The organism is Leuconostoc sp. JNUCC 76, from assembly GCF_053667755.1.
The window spans coordinates 1,291,414-1,305,892 of record NZ_CM132206.1; the positions used below are offsets into that span (position 1 = coordinate 1,291,414).

At 38.7% G+C, this 14,479-nt stretch carries 12 protein-coding genes; all 12 read right to left on the reverse strand.

Annotated elements, in window-relative coordinates; genetic code table 11:
* Positions 1 to 36: 36 nt before the first annotated feature.
* Positions 37 to 3,216: a carbamoyl-phosphate synthase large subunit gene (gene carB, locus JNUCC76_RS06520; RefSeq protein WP_454153585.1), complete on the reverse strand. Its 3,180-nt coding sequence runs from the start codon at positions 3,214 to 3,216 to the stop codon at positions 37 to 39.
* Positions 3,209 to 4,294 carry a carbamoyl phosphate synthase small subunit gene (locus tag JNUCC76_RS06525; protein ID WP_454153587.1) on the reverse strand — a complete coding sequence of 362 codons (1,086 nt, stop codon included), beginning with the start codon at positions 4,292 to 4,294 and terminating at the stop codon, positions 3,209 to 3,211. The genes carB and JNUCC76_RS06525 overlap by 8 nt, the downstream gene beginning before the upstream one ends.
* A complete protein-coding gene (gene pyrC, locus JNUCC76_RS06530) occupies positions 4,291 to 5,568 on the reverse strand; it encodes a dihydroorotase (RefSeq protein ID WP_454153589.1) in 1,278 nt (425 codons plus the stop codon). The genes JNUCC76_RS06525 and pyrC overlap by 4 nt, the downstream gene beginning before the upstream one ends.
* Positions 5,569 to 5,572: 4 nt before the next feature.
* Positions 5,573 to 6,466, reverse strand: a complete 894-nt coding sequence (locus JNUCC76_RS06535; protein WP_011679936.1) for an aspartate carbamoyltransferase catalytic subunit — start codon at positions 6,464 to 6,466, stop codon at positions 5,573 to 5,575.
* Between the two features lie 177 nt (positions 6,467 to 6,643).
* Positions 6,644 to 7,267, reverse strand: coding sequence for a signal peptidase I (gene lepB, locus JNUCC76_RS06540; RefSeq protein WP_454153591.1), 624 nt, complete (start codon positions 7,265 to 7,267; stop codon positions 6,644 to 6,646).
* A gap of 60 nt (positions 7,268 to 7,327) precedes the next feature.
* Positions 7,328 to 7,681 carry a YlbF family regulator gene (locus JNUCC76_RS06545; protein ID WP_454153593.1) on the reverse strand — a complete coding sequence of 118 codons (354 nt, stop codon included), beginning with the start codon at positions 7,679 to 7,681 and terminating at the stop codon, positions 7,328 to 7,330.
* Between the two features lie 87 nt (positions 7,682 to 7,768).
* The gene (locus JNUCC76_RS06550) at positions 7,769 to 9,829 is read right to left on the reverse strand and encodes a PBP1A family penicillin-binding protein (protein ID WP_454153595.1); all 2,061 of its coding nucleotides are present in this window, start codon (positions 9,827 to 9,829) and stop codon (positions 7,769 to 7,771) included.
* Positions 9,830 to 9,832: 3 nt separating this feature from the next.
* Positions 9,833 to 10,303 carry an arginine repressor gene (locus JNUCC76_RS06555; protein WP_011679939.1) on the reverse strand — a complete coding sequence of 157 codons (471 nt, stop codon included), beginning with the start codon at positions 10,301 to 10,303 and terminating at the stop codon, positions 9,833 to 9,835.
* Positions 10,304 to 10,415: 112 nt separating this feature from the next.
* Positions 10,416 to 12,107 (reverse strand): arginine--tRNA ligase, encoded by a 1,692-nt coding sequence (argS, locus tag JNUCC76_RS06560; RefSeq protein WP_454153597.1) that lies wholly within the window; start codon positions 12,105 to 12,107, stop codon positions 10,416 to 10,418.
* Between the two features lie 279 nt (positions 12,108 to 12,386).
* On the reverse strand, positions 12,387 to 12,656 hold the full coding sequence (locus JNUCC76_RS06565) for a hypothetical protein (protein WP_454153599.1): 270 nt from the start codon (positions 12,654 to 12,656) through the stop codon (positions 12,387 to 12,389).
* 54 nt (positions 12,657 to 12,710) lie between these two features.
* On the reverse strand, positions 12,711 to 13,916 hold the full coding sequence (gene coaBC, locus JNUCC76_RS06570; RefSeq protein WP_454153601.1) for a bifunctional phosphopantothenoylcysteine decarboxylase/phosphopantothenate--cysteine ligase CoaBC: 1,206 nt from the start codon (positions 13,914 to 13,916) through the stop codon (positions 12,711 to 12,713).
* A gap of 70 nt (positions 13,917 to 13,986) precedes the next feature.
* Positions 13,987 to 14,469 (reverse strand): LURP-one-related/scramblase family protein, encoded by a 483-nt coding sequence (locus JNUCC76_RS06575; RefSeq protein ID WP_454153603.1) that lies wholly within the window; start codon positions 14,467 to 14,469, stop codon positions 13,987 to 13,989.
* Positions 14,470 to 14,479: the final 10 nt, after the last annotated feature.

The following is a 14,479-nucleotide window of genomic DNA, read 5'->3' on the forward strand; positions in this document are numbered from 1 at the left end:
TCCTATGTACATAAGCCGAAGCTTATTTGAAAAAGTTTAGTGCATTTCTTTCACTGTAAAACTGCGCGACTCTAATACTTCTAAGAAGGCACTAACTGTGTCTAAGGCAGTAAACAAAGGCACGGCATTTTCAATTGCAGCATTTCTAATCAAACGGCCATCGCTTTCAGCACGGTCATCTGCTTGAGTTGTGTTAATAACAACCTGTACTTTTTGTTGACGCAGTGCTGCAACTGCATTATTATCTGATTCCGAAATTTTATCGAGTACTTCCACAGGCAAGTCATTGTCTGACAAGTAAGCACCCGTACCGGCAGTTGCAAACAAAGCAAATCCCAAATCATTGAATCTCTTTGCTAATTCGAGCGCCTCTTCTTTGTCATCATCAGCAACTGTGAACAAGACATTGCCGTAACGTGGTACTTTGATGTTAGAAGCAATAAAGGCCTTATACAACGCCTTGGATAGGTTAATATCTGACCCCATGACTTCACCAGTAGACTTCATTTCTGGGCCGAGCAAAGAATCAACGTCGGGCAACTTTGTGAACGAGAATATTGGTGCTTTAACGTGCACCATATCATCGTTAGGAACAAGTCCCGTCTCAAATCCCATTTCCGACAATTTTTCACCTAACATAACTCTTGTTGCTAATTGAGCGAGCGGAAGATGCGTGACTTTCGATATGAAAGGTACTGTACGTGATGCACGTGGATTTACTTCGATAACATATGCAGTATTTTCATGGATAACAAACTGCACGTTCATCAATCCTATTGTATTCATAGCTTTAGCCAAATTAATAGAGGCTTGCACCATTTCATCTTGAACCTTTTGTGACAAGTATTGTGGTGGATAAACTGACATGGAATCTCCTGAGTGGACCCCTGCCCGTTCAATATGTTCCATAATACCTGGGATTACAGCTGTCTCACCATCTGACAAAACGTCTACTTCTGCTTCTTGTCCCACTAAGTACGAATCAATCAATACCGGATGATCATTTGAAACCTTGACCGCACGCTGCATGTAGTCCTGGAGTTCATCGTCAGAAGAAACAATTTCCATTGCTCGACCACCCAAAACATATGAAGGACGAATCAATACGGGATATCCAATAGATTGTGCAGCTGCTAATGCACCGTCTACTGTGGTTGCTGTTTTACCAACAGGTTGTGGTAAAGCAAGTTCTTTTATGACCTGATCAAATGCTTCACGATCTTCGGCACGATTTAGATCCTCTACAGAGGTTCCCAAAATGTTTACACCATTGTCTATCAAAGGTTGAGCTAAATTAATTGCAGTTTGTCCGCCGAATTGAACAACTACACCGACCGGATTCTCTAGATCAATTACATTGAGAACATCTTCCAAGGTAAGTGGTTCAAAATACAATTTATCTGAGATAGAGAAATCCGTTGAAACGGTTTCTGGATTTGAATTCATAATAATCGCTTCATATCCAGCCCGTTGAATAGCCTTAACAGCATGAACAGTTGCATAATCAAATTCAACACCTTGCCCGATGCGAATCGGTCCAGAACCTAGTACAAGTACCGATTTTTTTGTACTAATAATCGATTCATTTTCCTGTTCATAGGTTGCATAATAATACGGTGTTGCCGATTCAAATTCTGCTGCAACAGTATCAACCATTTTGTAAACTGGTTTAATTTTTTTATCTTTGCGCAGTTTTCTAATATCAGCAACTGTCTTGCTCCAGATTTTAGCAATTGTTTCGTCAGCAAAGCCATTCTTTTTAGCATATTGCAACTGATCAATATCTCCAACATGATTGGCAAGATCTTGTTCAATTTCGATAACATGCAATACTTTATCCAAGAAAAATTCATCGATTAGTGTTTTATCATGAATAGTTTCAATCGAAACACCTCGGCGCAATAAATCAGCAATCATAAACAAACGATCATCTCGAGCGGGCATTAATGCTGCTAACAGTTCGTCCTCTGAAAGATCCTTATAGGTTATATCATCTAAACCAACAGCTCCAATTTCCAGTGAGCGAACAGCCTTTAACATAGCTTCTTCCATATTGCGGCCGATAGCCATCACTTCACCAGTTGCCTTCATTTGTGTGCCTAGGCGACGATCAGCTGTTGAAAATTTGTCAAATGGCCAGCGTGGAATTTTAAATACAACATAATCTAATGCTGGTTCAAACTCTGCCTTTGTAGTACCTGTTACTGGATTGATAATCTCATCAAGTGTTAAACCAACGGCAATTTTTGCAGCCATTTTGGCAATCGGATATCCAGTCGCTTTTGAAGCTAACGCAGAAGACCGACTGACACGTGGGTTGACTTCAATAATATAATATCGATATGAATCAGGATCGAGTGCCATTTGAATATTGACACCACCCTCAATTTTCAAAGCACGAATAATTTTCAATGCAGCATCACGCATCATTTGAACTTCACGATCAGACAGTGTTTGAACTGGAGCAGTCACAATCGAGTCTCCAGTATGAATACCAACTGGGTCAAAGTTTTCCATTGAAGCAACAACCAATGCGTTGTCATTAGCGTCACGCATTACTTCAAATTCAATCTCTTTATAACCTGCAATCGAACGTTCAATCAACACTTGTGTTACTGGAGAAAGTTCTAATCCATTAGCCGTAATTTCCGAAAGTTCTTTATGCGTTTGAGCAATACCTCCGCCGGTACCACCTAAAGTGTAGGCTGGACGAACAATTACTGGGTAACCATGTGTGTCAGCAAAATTAAGTGATTCTTCTAAAGTAGTTGCAATAATGGACTCTGGAATAGGCTCATTCAAACGTTCCATCAAGGCTTTAAATTCTTCACGATCTTCGGCCTCTTCGATTGCTGATAGCTTAGTTCCAAGTAACTCGATATTGAGTTCATCCAAAATTCCCGCTTCGGAAAGGTCTTTAGCCATATTTAATCCAGTTTGACCACCTAGCGTTGGCAAAATAGCATCTGGACGCTCTTTACGTAAAATACGTTCAATGAAGTCAATTGACAAAGGCTCAATGTATACCTTGTCAGCAATTTCAGCGTCAGTCATAATCGTTGCCGGATTAGAATTTACTAAAATAACATGATACCCTTCTTCCTTTAAAGAGAGCGCAGCTTGTGTGCCAGAATAATCAAATTCGGCTGCTTGACCGATAACAATTGGTCCAGAACCAATCACTAATATTTTACTAATGTCTTGACGTTTAGGCATTTGTAATCTCCTTCTTTGAATCAGATATCATATCCAAAAATTCATCAAATAAATACTCAGCATCGTGTGGACCAGGTGCTGCATCTGGGTGGAATTGAACAGAGAAAGCATTGTAGCCTTTTAGACGAACACCTTCAACAGTCTGATCATTAATTTCTTCGTGTGTCACAACTAGATTAGTTTTCTCTAAGCTTGCTCGTTCTACTGCATAACCGTGATTTTGTGACGTAAAGTCTAATCTTGCTTTGGAAATCGTGCGCACGGCATGATTAAAGCCACGATGACCAAATTTCATTTTGTAAGTTTCTGCGCCATTAGCGATTGCGAACAGTTGATGTCCCAAGCAAATGCCCATTAGTGGCAAATGCTTTTGTAGCTTCTGAATTGTTGGAATTGCATAATTTACATCTTTGGGATCACCAGGTCCATTCGACAGTAAGATACCGTCAGGGTTCGCTGCCAAGACTGTTTCTGCATCCACATTAGCAGGAAATACCATCACGTTAACACCGCGCTTGGCAAGCGAGCGAAGAATTGAATTTTTCAGTCCAAAATCAATAAGCGCAATCGATACACCATCAGTTGGGTTCTGATACTGTGTCTTTGTTGTTGCATCTGCAACCATTGTTTTTGATGTTTCAAATGCTTTTAGTCTCGCAATGACTTCATCCGTTATTTCATCAACAAGCGCTGCTTTCATGGAACCCTGATTACGTAACTCTTTTGTTAAAGCACGTGTATCAATGCCCGTTATGCCAGGCATTCCAGTTTTTTCTGCCCATTCTGGCAAACTCATCATTTTGCGCCAATTACTTGGTCGTCGAGCAATTTCGTGCACTACAACCGCAGATGCAGCTGGGCGCAAACTTTCAAAGTCATCACGGTTAACCCCGTAATTACCGATTAGTGGGTAAGTAAATACAATAATTTCACCTCGGTATGATAAATCTGTAATCGACTCTTGATAGCCGGACATACCAGTATTAAAAACTAACTCTGCCATAATATCAACATCAGCACCAAAAGCTTCCCCTTCATATACTGATCCATTTTCTAATAATAAGTAGCGTTTTTTCATTTTACGTTATCCTTATATACAATTTCACCGTCAACCCATGTGGCCAGTGTTTTTCCATACACTTCCCATCCAATAAATGGTGAGTTTTTTCCCATCGATTCAAAGCTCTCGGTATCTATTACATAGTTATTCTCTAGATCAAACAGAGCGAGGTCTGCTCGCGCACCTTCTTCGATATTAGTGGGCGCCTGCAATTGGAACGCACTGACTGGAGCAGAGACCATTCGCTCAAGCAAAGTTTCTAGAGTCATCACACCATTTTTAACCAAATAAGTATAAAGCAGTTGGAAACTCGTTTCGATTCCGGTAATGCCAAATGGTGCCTCTCGGAAAGACTTCTGTTTCTCTTCTTTTCCATGTGGCGCATGATCAGTAGCAACCATATCGATGGTTCCATCCAACAATCCAGCAATAACTGCTTCACGATCTCTCTGAGTTCGTAGTGGTGGATTCATTTTGAACATTGCATTATCAGAATTGATATCTTCTTCTGATAATAATAAGTGATGCGGAGAAACCTCTGCAGTAACATGAACACCTTCATGTTTAGCAATTCGCACCAATTCAACCGATTCCTTAGTTGAAATATGCGCAACATGATAATGAACGCCAGTAACTTTAGCTAGTACCAAATCTCGAGCAAGTTGTGAACTTTCCGCCAATCCTGTAATTCCTGGTAATTCTAATTTTGTTGATGCTTTCCCCTCATTCATGACACCATCATGAACCAGCGTGTCGTCTTCCAAATGCGCGGCTAAAGGTTTGTTAGCCGATGCAGCGGCGACCATTGCTTGGAGCATAGTATTTGCTGTCTGTACCCCTTTACCATCATTTGTGAATGCTTTGGCCCCAGCTGCTGACATCCCTTTAATATTGGTTACTTGAGTTGACGTCAAGTTATTTGAGATGGCCCCGTACTGTTCAATATGAATCACACCATTTTGTTTATTTCGTGCAATTTGATTCGTTATCTTTTCTTCATTGTCAGGAACTGGATTTAAGTTAGGCATAGCAATCACAGTCGTAAACCCACCGCGTGCAGCCGCCTTAGATCCGCTATTAATCGTCTCCTTATACTCAAAACCAGGCTCACGAAAATGTACGTGCACATCTACTAATCCCGTTGAAAGAAAGGCTCCTTTGGCATCAAAAGTAGTGGCTGCATTACTTTCAAGATGATCACTAATCTTTTGAATGATTCCTTTATCAATTAAAATATCTCGAGGAATGAGTTGATTGTTCCATAAAATTTTAGCATTTTTTATTAGTTGCATTTACTTACTCCGTAACGTATTCTAAAATGGCCATTCGTGCATAAACGCCATTAGTCATCTGATCAAATATGCGCGATTTTGGTGCTTCAACTAAATCATCAGCAATCTCAACGTCTCGATTAACTGGGGCCGGATGCATAATAATACTATTCTCTTTCAAATTTTCATAACGTGATTCAGTCAAACCATACACTTCATGATACTTTTTTGCCGAAAAATTTTGATTTTCAGTATGTGTAATTCGTTCATGCTGTACTCTAAGAAACATCACAACATCTTGTTCCGACCAACCAACATCAAGGTCCACATGTTCGCCAAATGAATCAAAATCAACTGGTTGCCAGTCTTTTGGTCCACTGAATGTCACTGTTGCGCCAAGCTTGTTGAGTATCTCTGCATTTGAACGCGCTACTCGTGAATGTGCTAGGTCTCCAATAATTCGAACCTTCAAACCTTCAAAATGCCCAAATTCTTGATAAATTGTCACTAAATCTAACAAACTTTGTGAAGGGTGTTGGCCGCTGCCGTCCCCCGCATTTACAAGTTGTGGAATTGCATGCCCTTCACTCCGTAAGACGTTTTCATACCATGAATTTTGAGAGTGACGAATTACTGCAACATCCACACCAATCGCTTTAAGTGTTTTTAATGTATCAACCAAACTCTCTCCTTTTGTCATTGAACTAGTTTGAGGGTCGATTTGTATCTGTTTCCAATTAAGTTGATTCTCTGCCATTTGGAAACTACTATGCGTTCTCGTTGAATTTTCAAAAAATAAATTTACAGCCGTTATCGATTTTGTTTTAGGTTGCTCACCTGATTTTAACGCCAACGCACGTTGTATTAAGTGTAGCACGTCGTTTTTATTAATTGCATTTATATTCAAATAATTTCGCATATTACCCTTCTTTATACAAAAAACCAAGCGATCTGAGCGACCGCTTGGTTCTAGAAAATGAGGGTAAAAGTGTACACTTCACCAAAAGTATCTAAAGCCTTGCAAGTCTCTCTGGACCTGATTAAAGGTTTTATTTTATTGATAGTAATCATAGCATTTTTTAAAAGTTAATGCAACTTACTTACTAAAGAAATTTTTATTCCCTTGATTAACATTTGCTTTGGCTGTTTTGTTACTATTCCAAAATGGAACAATGACTTTACCAACAACGTGCTTTTTATCTACGAATCCAAAATATCGACCATCATTTGAAACTGACCGATGATCTCCCATGACAAAATACTTACCTTTTGGCACTGTAGAATTATTGCGATCCTTTTTCTGCCATAACGTACCAGAGGAAAGCGTCTTAAGAGACCATGTGCTGCCAAAAGACATTTCCGTTCCCTCTGTACGTTCACTCAAACTGATGAAGCTTTGATTAACTTTCTTGCCATTGACATATAGATTAGACGCTTTGTATTCAACTGTATCACCTGGAATCGCAATAATACGCTTCACGTACTTATCATCCCCAGACTGGTATCTAGGATCTTCATCTTTAGCGTTGAATACAATAACATCTCCACGCTTATAACTTGCCACTTTGTTTAGAAACACATTCTCTTTATCTTGCAAATTCGGTTCCATTGATGGTCCGCTAACTTTTACGCGTGTGAATAAAAATGAGCGAATTAGCACAACAATAAGAATTGCAATGGCAATTGGGAAAACCCACTCCTTCAAAAATTTCATAAACATAAATAACTTCCTTTACATAAAATCACCAACAGAATAACTGTCGGTGATAGTGAGCTTAATTTACTTCTGCAACTTAGAATAAGCTTCGGCAACGGGTTTTGTAACGATGTCATTTAATTCCGTTAGCAAAGTGTTCAAAGCCTGTTCTGCTTCCATCAGCGCATTAATTTTTTCGTCTTTTTGTACTTTTGCAGCAACTGCATCCCATTCCTTTTCTTGTTCAGGTTTTGGTTGTTGCTGGCTTTGCATCATTTGTTGTACTGCCATTTGAATTTCTTGGAATTCACCAAACAACACTTTAGAATCAGTGTCATTTTGTATTGCGTTAAATGCATTTTGCCATGCAATATATTGTTGTGTTTCTGTCAAAATATTTGCCATTTCATTGGCATTATCGTAAATATTTACTGTCATGTTGTTTTCCTTTTTTTACGTTATTCTATACCACTAAAATCATATCACAACCAATAACTAATGTGAAACACTAATCAATCTGAACGATTAATTGCCAAATAATCCTTTGACACTATTCCACAATTGACCAGCCCCTTCAACAGCTTTGTCAACACCACTATTGAAATCATCTTGAATCGTTCCCCATAAGTCACTGCTCTGACTTGTACTACTTGACGTGGTGTTAGGATTTGTGACTGTAAAGGCAGTTTGATCGGTATTTGGCAAAATTTGTTCCAATGACGTTTTAACCAGTGGTCCCATTGTAGATGTTAATCCTAATGGCAAAGAACCAGTATTGTTTCCTTCCAGTCCCATCCAAGTTGCCTGAACAATGTCTTTCGTATATGCCATTGCCCATGAATCCTTTGACGAACTAGCGTTATTAGTACTATTAGGATTCTCAGTAGTACCAGTCTTACCAGCAATAGTGTAACCCGATGGTGCAGATCCAACACCTGTACCATCCGTATAAGTACCAAGCATCATACGTGTCATATTATTTGCAACTTTACTACTGATGACCTGTGTTTGTTTTGCTTTTGGTGAGCTAACAATTACTTTACCACTTGCATCAACTATTTTAGTAATATAATGTGCCTGACTCATCACACCACCATTGGCAAAAGCCGTGTATGCTTGCGCCATTTGTTGTGGGGATACACCTTTGGTCAATCCGCCTAGTGCTAGTGATAGGTTCTTATCCTTTTTGCTTAATGGTAAGCCAAACTTAATACCACTCTTATAACCAACCTCTACACCCATTTTATTAAGTAAATAAACTGCCGGAATGTTATACGAATGTTCCAAAGCTGAATACATCGGAACATCAGCCGTTTCAACGTTCATGGCATTGTTTGGAGTATAATTGTTCGTCCCAAAGCTCATCGATTGATTAGGCAATGTTGTACTAATACTATAACCTCGTTGTAGAGCTGGTGCATAAACGACCATTGGTTTTATTGCTGAACCAGGCTGTAATTGTGATTGATTAGCACGATTAAAGCCACGGAAAGTATGGGATGCTTCACGACCACCGACTACAGCCAATACCCCTCCAGTTTTAGCATTCAAAACAATAGAGGCTGCTTGTGCGTCATCAACATAGTTAAATAATGCTGAATTATCGAAATCATTTTGTAAATTCGTTTGATCCTTTTGGTTTAACGTTGTATATATTTTATACCCACGATTCATAACATCGTTTTCTGTTAAACCATAGGTATTAATGGCTTCGTTAATCACTGAGTCGAAATACCAAGGATAATTATAATCACCAGAATCATCATACGTATCATTTAGCGTATCTGTCGTCGATTTGGCTGTACTAGCCTGCGCTGAAGTTATCTTTTTATTCTCAACCATAGTTGTCAAAACTAAATTACGTCGGGCCTTGGAAGCTTCTGGATGATCGATAGGATTAAACTTAGCGGGACTAGTTAACATACCCGCTAGTGTAGCCGCTTGCGTTGTTGTTAATTCACTAGCATGAACACCAAAATATTTCTGTGATGCATCTTCTACGCCCCAAACACCATGACCAAACCAAGCATTATTAAGATACATCGTAAAAATTTCATTTTTAGTGTAATCTTGTTCAACCTGCATGGACAAAAAGATTTCTTTGGCTTTTCTGGTAAATGTCTGTTCTTGCGATAAATAAGCATTTTTAACCAATTGCTGTGTCAACGTAGAACCGCCACCAGAAATAGTATTAGATCCGGTAATTTTGTTTTTAACCAATAAAACAGCTGCACGTGCAATCCCTTTTACCGAGAAACCATATTCATGATAAAAATTACGGTCTTCGATTGATAAAACTGCATCTCGCATGTTTTGTGAAATCTTATTATACGAGACATAGGTGCCTTTTTGTGAATATAATTCACCTGCTTTTTCACCTTGGTCATCGTAAACTGTTGCCGTTTGAGAGAGCGTTGCTTCTAAATTTTTAACGTGTGCAGTTTTAGCTGAAATTGCTAAGTAGGCACTTGTGACCAAAAATAATGTTAAAAATAAAATAATCAGCAGGCGACCAAATTGCCAACGATGCCAAATTGGTCCTAATTTATCCCACACTTTTTGACTTATTGCTTTCAACCACTTCATTCATCAACCTATCAATTCCGCCCAATGATCAGCTAGCTTTGCGGCATCTGTTTCATTTTTACTTGTAACGTAAATTGTGTTAAATCCCGCTAGTGTCGTAATAACTTCAGGTAGATTTGCGTCATCAATAATGCCTGCAACTGAGTTACCACTACCATCAGTAGTTTTAATAATCGTTAAGAACTCAACATGAGTCACAAATGAAGCATATTCTTTGATTGCTTCATCAACAGCGTTAGTCGTTACCAGATTTTGAACATTTTTCGTTGTATCATTGAGTTGCTGGTAACGTAATTGTCCGCTGTCGCTCTTTTGGCGAATAATATTCATTGCTCGAATATCACGTGATACGGTTGTTTGTGTTGTCTCAACACCGTGCTTGATAAGTTGGGCAAGTAATTCTTCTTGACTGGCAATGATATTATCCTGGATAATATCTAAAATAAGCTTTTGCCGTTCTTGTTTTGAAATCATTGATTTCTCCTTTGTATCATGATGCACGGTTATATAAAAATATATCATTTACTACCGTTTTGTACATCACTTTAACAGTTAGCTTAAATAGCTATTGATCTTTCCAAATCAGTTACATCTCTTCAGGTGCCTTGACACCTAATAATCTCAAACTTTCTGTCAAAACAATAGACACTGATTTAACTAACACCAAGCGAGCATTTAGTTGAGCGTCTTCTGTTAATATTTTTGAGTTAGCATAATACTTGTTAAATGCTCTTGACAAATTCAACGCATATTTAGCAATAATGCTGGCCTCACGTTGTTGCCAAGCCCGTTGCACTGTCTTGGGAAAGTTGTTTAGTGTCGTAATAATATCCCATGTTGCTGGATCACTCAAATTCAAGTCGTCACTCGTCAATTGAACCGACGTCTTGCGTAAAATTGATTTTGCTCGGGCATTCGTATACTGTACGTATGGTCCAGTATCTCCTTCAAAACGGACAACTTCTTCTAAATTGAAGTCAAAGTTGTTGGTACGATCATTCATTAAGTCATGAAACACAACAGCACCGGCGCCCACTTCTTCTGCCACTGTATCTTTATCACCCAAAGCAGGATTTTTCTCTTGAATTTGCTTCAAAGCCAATTCATGAGCATCATCTAATACATCCTTTAGCAAAACAACATCACCCTTACGTGTGGACATTTTTTTGCCATTAAACGTAATTAGACCAAAGGCAATGTGCTCAATGTCATCAGCCCACTCAAAGCCCATCAGTGATAAGACAGCCTTCATCTGCACAAAATGTTCTCGTTGTTCACCACCAACAACATACAACGATTTCGCAAAATCGTATGTTTCTTTTCTGTAAAGTGCCGCTGCTAAGTCGCGAGTCATATACAAAGTTGCACCATCTGAACGCTTAATCATGGCCGGTGTTAGATTTGGATTGATATGGCTCAAATCAACAATCTGTGCCCCTTGTGATTCAACTAGAAGATTTTTTTCTTCTAAGATATCAACTACCTTGTCCATTTTATCATTATAAAATGCTTCGCCGTTGAATGAATCAAATGTAATGTCCAAGCGATCGTATATTTCAGAAAACTCTTTCAACGATTCAGCACGGAACCATTGCCACAAACGATGTGCCTCTTCATCACCATCTTCAAGTTTCTTAAACCAAGCACGACCTTCATCATTTAATGAGTCATTTTCTTTAGCTTTTTCATGAAACTCAACATAGTATTTTAACAAAGTGGCAATTGGGTCTGATTTGACCTCTTCTTCAGAACCCCAAGCTTTGTAAGCGTATATTAGTTTACCAAATTGCGTACCCCAGTCACCTAAATGATTTATTTTAACAGGTGCGTAACCATTTTTTGCTGTAATGTTGGCTAGTGCATTACCGATAACAGTCGAACGTAAATGTCCCATCGACATTGGCTTGGCGATGTTTGGACTGGACATGTCAATCGTCACTTTGGCACCCTGTCCGTCCACATTGTCACCGTAGGCACCTTCCAAGTCAAATACTGTCTTCAATACTTGATTAGATGTAGCTACTTTGTCCAAGAAAAAGTTAACATAAGGCCCAGTAGCAACAACTTTTTCAAATCTTTCCTGATTAATTGTAGCAACGATGTCTGCTGCAATTAATTGCGGTGCTTTATGTAATGTCTTGGCTAATGTAAATGTTGGAAAAGCAACATCTCCAAGATCAGATGATTTTGGTGCTTCTAGTTTTTCAGAAATTTCTTGTAAAGTAAGGTCGGTTAGCACTGCGTTAAGTGCCTCAACAATTTGTATATTATCTACCATTTTTTTTCCTTTTGGTTTTTAATTATGATTTTTAGTAAAAATACATTATAATCAAAAATTCGATATCCTTATTATACCGTATTTTAGGCATTATTCATCTAAAAATAAATAAGCTCGCCTCTTGTTTTCATCAACAAAGAGACGAGCCTAGCCCGCGGTACCACTCTAATAGCTTTCGCCACTCAAATTTATTAACTTTTGACTCCTAGTACGCGCCGTTTTGACTATGGCCTGACTTCCATCAACTCAAGCTCGCTTAATCATAGCTTCAAAACATCTTTACTTATCTTCGTCTTTTACAGATTTTTCAGGCGTGGGACCGTGCTTAATCACTTCAACCTCATCCATGCGAACAACCGCACGATGGTTCATTTCGTTAACTGCTGGTTGGTCAGCTGGAGCATTCTCCGTAATCTCAACCAACAATGAGTTTTCATAAATTTTTTCAACTTGACCTGTAAAAGGTTTTTCTAAATTACCATAAGCTGGTGCTAATAAAACATCTCCAAGGTTAAATCCAGAGGTATTTTCTTCTACTTCTTCTGCCATGTTTGCCTCCATTTTAACGTTATTTAACAGTTTATTCTAGCATAAAACAGATGTTTATGCGAGTGTTTTAACTACTCTATCTAATATAGTCCGCGCAATATCAAGTTTTGGTGACAATTCAATTTTTTCTGGGTTGTTATCACGTGATAAAATCGTTACTTTATTATTATCAGAGTCAAAACCACCATCCACATCACTAACATCATTAGCAATTAAGAAATCCGCATTTTTCTTTGATAACTTTTTTTGTGCAGACGCAAGAACGTTTTGCGTTTCAGCAGCAAATCCCACAACTATTTGCCCAGCTTTCTTTATATGACCAATGTCTGATAATATATCAGGATTTTGAATTAATTCAATCGTTAAATTCTCTTGCCCTACTTTTTTTATTTTGTTTTCAGCTTGTGCAGCAGGCCGATAATCAGATACAGCTGCCGAACTAATGAAAATATCCGCGTCAGAAAATTCTTGCACAACTGTTGCATGCATGTCACGTGTGGAAGTAACAACTATTTCTCGGACACCGTACAATTCTTCTCGTTTTGTTGTGGTTATAAGTACCACTGTTGCACCTAACTCTGCAGCTGCCTGTGCCAAAGCATAGCCCATTTTTCCTGAAGAACGATTTGTTAAATACCGCACTGGATCAAGCGCTTCACGTGTCCCGCCGGCTGTAATAACAATTTTTTTCCCTTTTAACTCACCGCCGCGCGCCTGTATACGAATAGCTGCCTGCTTTATAATTGCCGCAGGCTCCGGTAAGCGACCTTGCGACTCGTAACCTTCTGCTAAGAAACCAATCTCTGGGTCAATAATAAACCAACCATCACTTTTTAATAAATTCAAATTACGTACAACCGCGTCATTGTTAAGCATAATATCGTTCATCGCTGGGGCGATAACTTTAGCCGCAGATGATGCCATTACCGTCGCAGTCACAGCATCATCTGCGATACCATTTGCTATTTTTCCAATAATGTTAGCAGTAGCTGGCACAACAAATATCAAGTCTGCCCACTTAGCCCATTCAATATGAGTAACCGCAGCCTTCTCATCACGAAAAAGATCGGTTAACACATCATGTTTAGACAAAACGGCTAATGTTTGTACAGTAATAAATTCTTGGGCCGCAGCCGTCATTCCTACACGAACATGAGCGCCGCTCTTAATGAATTCGCGTACTAATGTTGCTGACTTGTAGGCCGAAATGCTACCTGTCACAATCACTAATATATTCTTATTTCTATAGAAATCATTCATGCCATTCATTATATCATGGATTGTTTTAAACACGATTCAAAAAGCGATATTCTAAGAATATCGCTTTCTTCTAAGAACTTGCAGAACTAGAATTATGAGATTGTGCTTTAACATAATCAATTGCTACCACTACCGCCACAACAACAGATTCCAAAGACTCGTCCTCAATTTTAATGTCATAGGTACTTGTCATTGCTAACCAGCGCTGATCAACAGAGCCAATTTCACGTCCATTTTGCAGAAGGGCAAAATTCATGTCCCAGATATTACCTTCTACACTTAGACCAAGCCCTTCAATTTCGTATCTTGGTTTTAAAAATGAAAAACGTTTAATGATTTCAACTTCTTCTGGAAATTCATTAATAATTAACTTAAACTTTGGTAAAAAAGTAAACACTTGATGGGTTAAATGCGCAATATGTATACTGTTTGAATTTAGAATATCAAAATACTTTGGAATACTAAATGTACTGCCGGAAACCGTGTAGAGCGTGTTCTCACTGTCGTCAGTTATGTCAAACTTTCCGCCCAACGAAAACAAGTGTTGTCTCATCAGTAAATGT

Coding starts and splice junctions, on each gene's coding strand:
- JNUCC76_RS06545 (WP_454153593.1), bottom strand. CDS start 7,681: ATGACAGTAAATATTTACGATAATGCCAATGAAATGGCAAATATTTTG.
- JNUCC76_RS06555 (WP_011679939.1), bottom strand. CDS start 10,303: ATGATTTCAAAACAAGAACGGCAAAAGCTTATTTTAGATATTATCCAG.
- JNUCC76_RS06525 (WP_454153587.1), bottom strand. CDS start 4,294: ATGAAAAAACGCTACTTATTATTAGAAAATGGATCAGTATATGAAGGG.
- pyrC (WP_454153589.1), bottom strand. CDS start 5,568: ATGCAACTAATAAAAAATGCTAAAATTTTATGGAACAATCAACTCATT.
- carB (WP_454153585.1), bottom strand. CDS start 3,216: ATGCCTAAACGTCAAGACATTAGTAAAATATTAGTGATTGGTTCTGGA.
- JNUCC76_RS06565 (WP_454153599.1), bottom strand. CDS start 12,656: ATGGCAGAAGAAGTAGAAGAAAATACCTCTGGATTTAACCTTGGAGAT.
- JNUCC76_RS06550 (WP_454153595.1), bottom strand. CDS start 9,829: ATGAAGTGGTTGAAAGCAATAAGTCAAAAAGTGTGGGATAAATTAGGA.
- JNUCC76_RS06575 (WP_454153603.1), bottom strand. CDS start 14,469: ATGAGACAACACTTGTTTTCGTTGGGCGGAAAGTTTGACATAACTGAC.
- JNUCC76_RS06535 (WP_011679936.1), bottom strand. CDS start 6,466: ATGCGAAATTATTTGAATATAAATGCAATTAATAAAAACGACGTGCTA.
- argS (WP_454153597.1), bottom strand. CDS start 12,107: ATGGTAGATAATATACAAATTGTTGAGGCACTTAACGCAGTGCTAACC.
- coaBC (WP_454153601.1), bottom strand. CDS start 13,916: ATGAATGATTTCTATAGAAATAAGAATATATTAGTGATTGTGACAGGT.
- lepB (WP_454153591.1), bottom strand. CDS start 7,267: ATGTTTATGAAATTTTTGAAGGAGTGGGTTTTCCCAATTGCCATTGCA.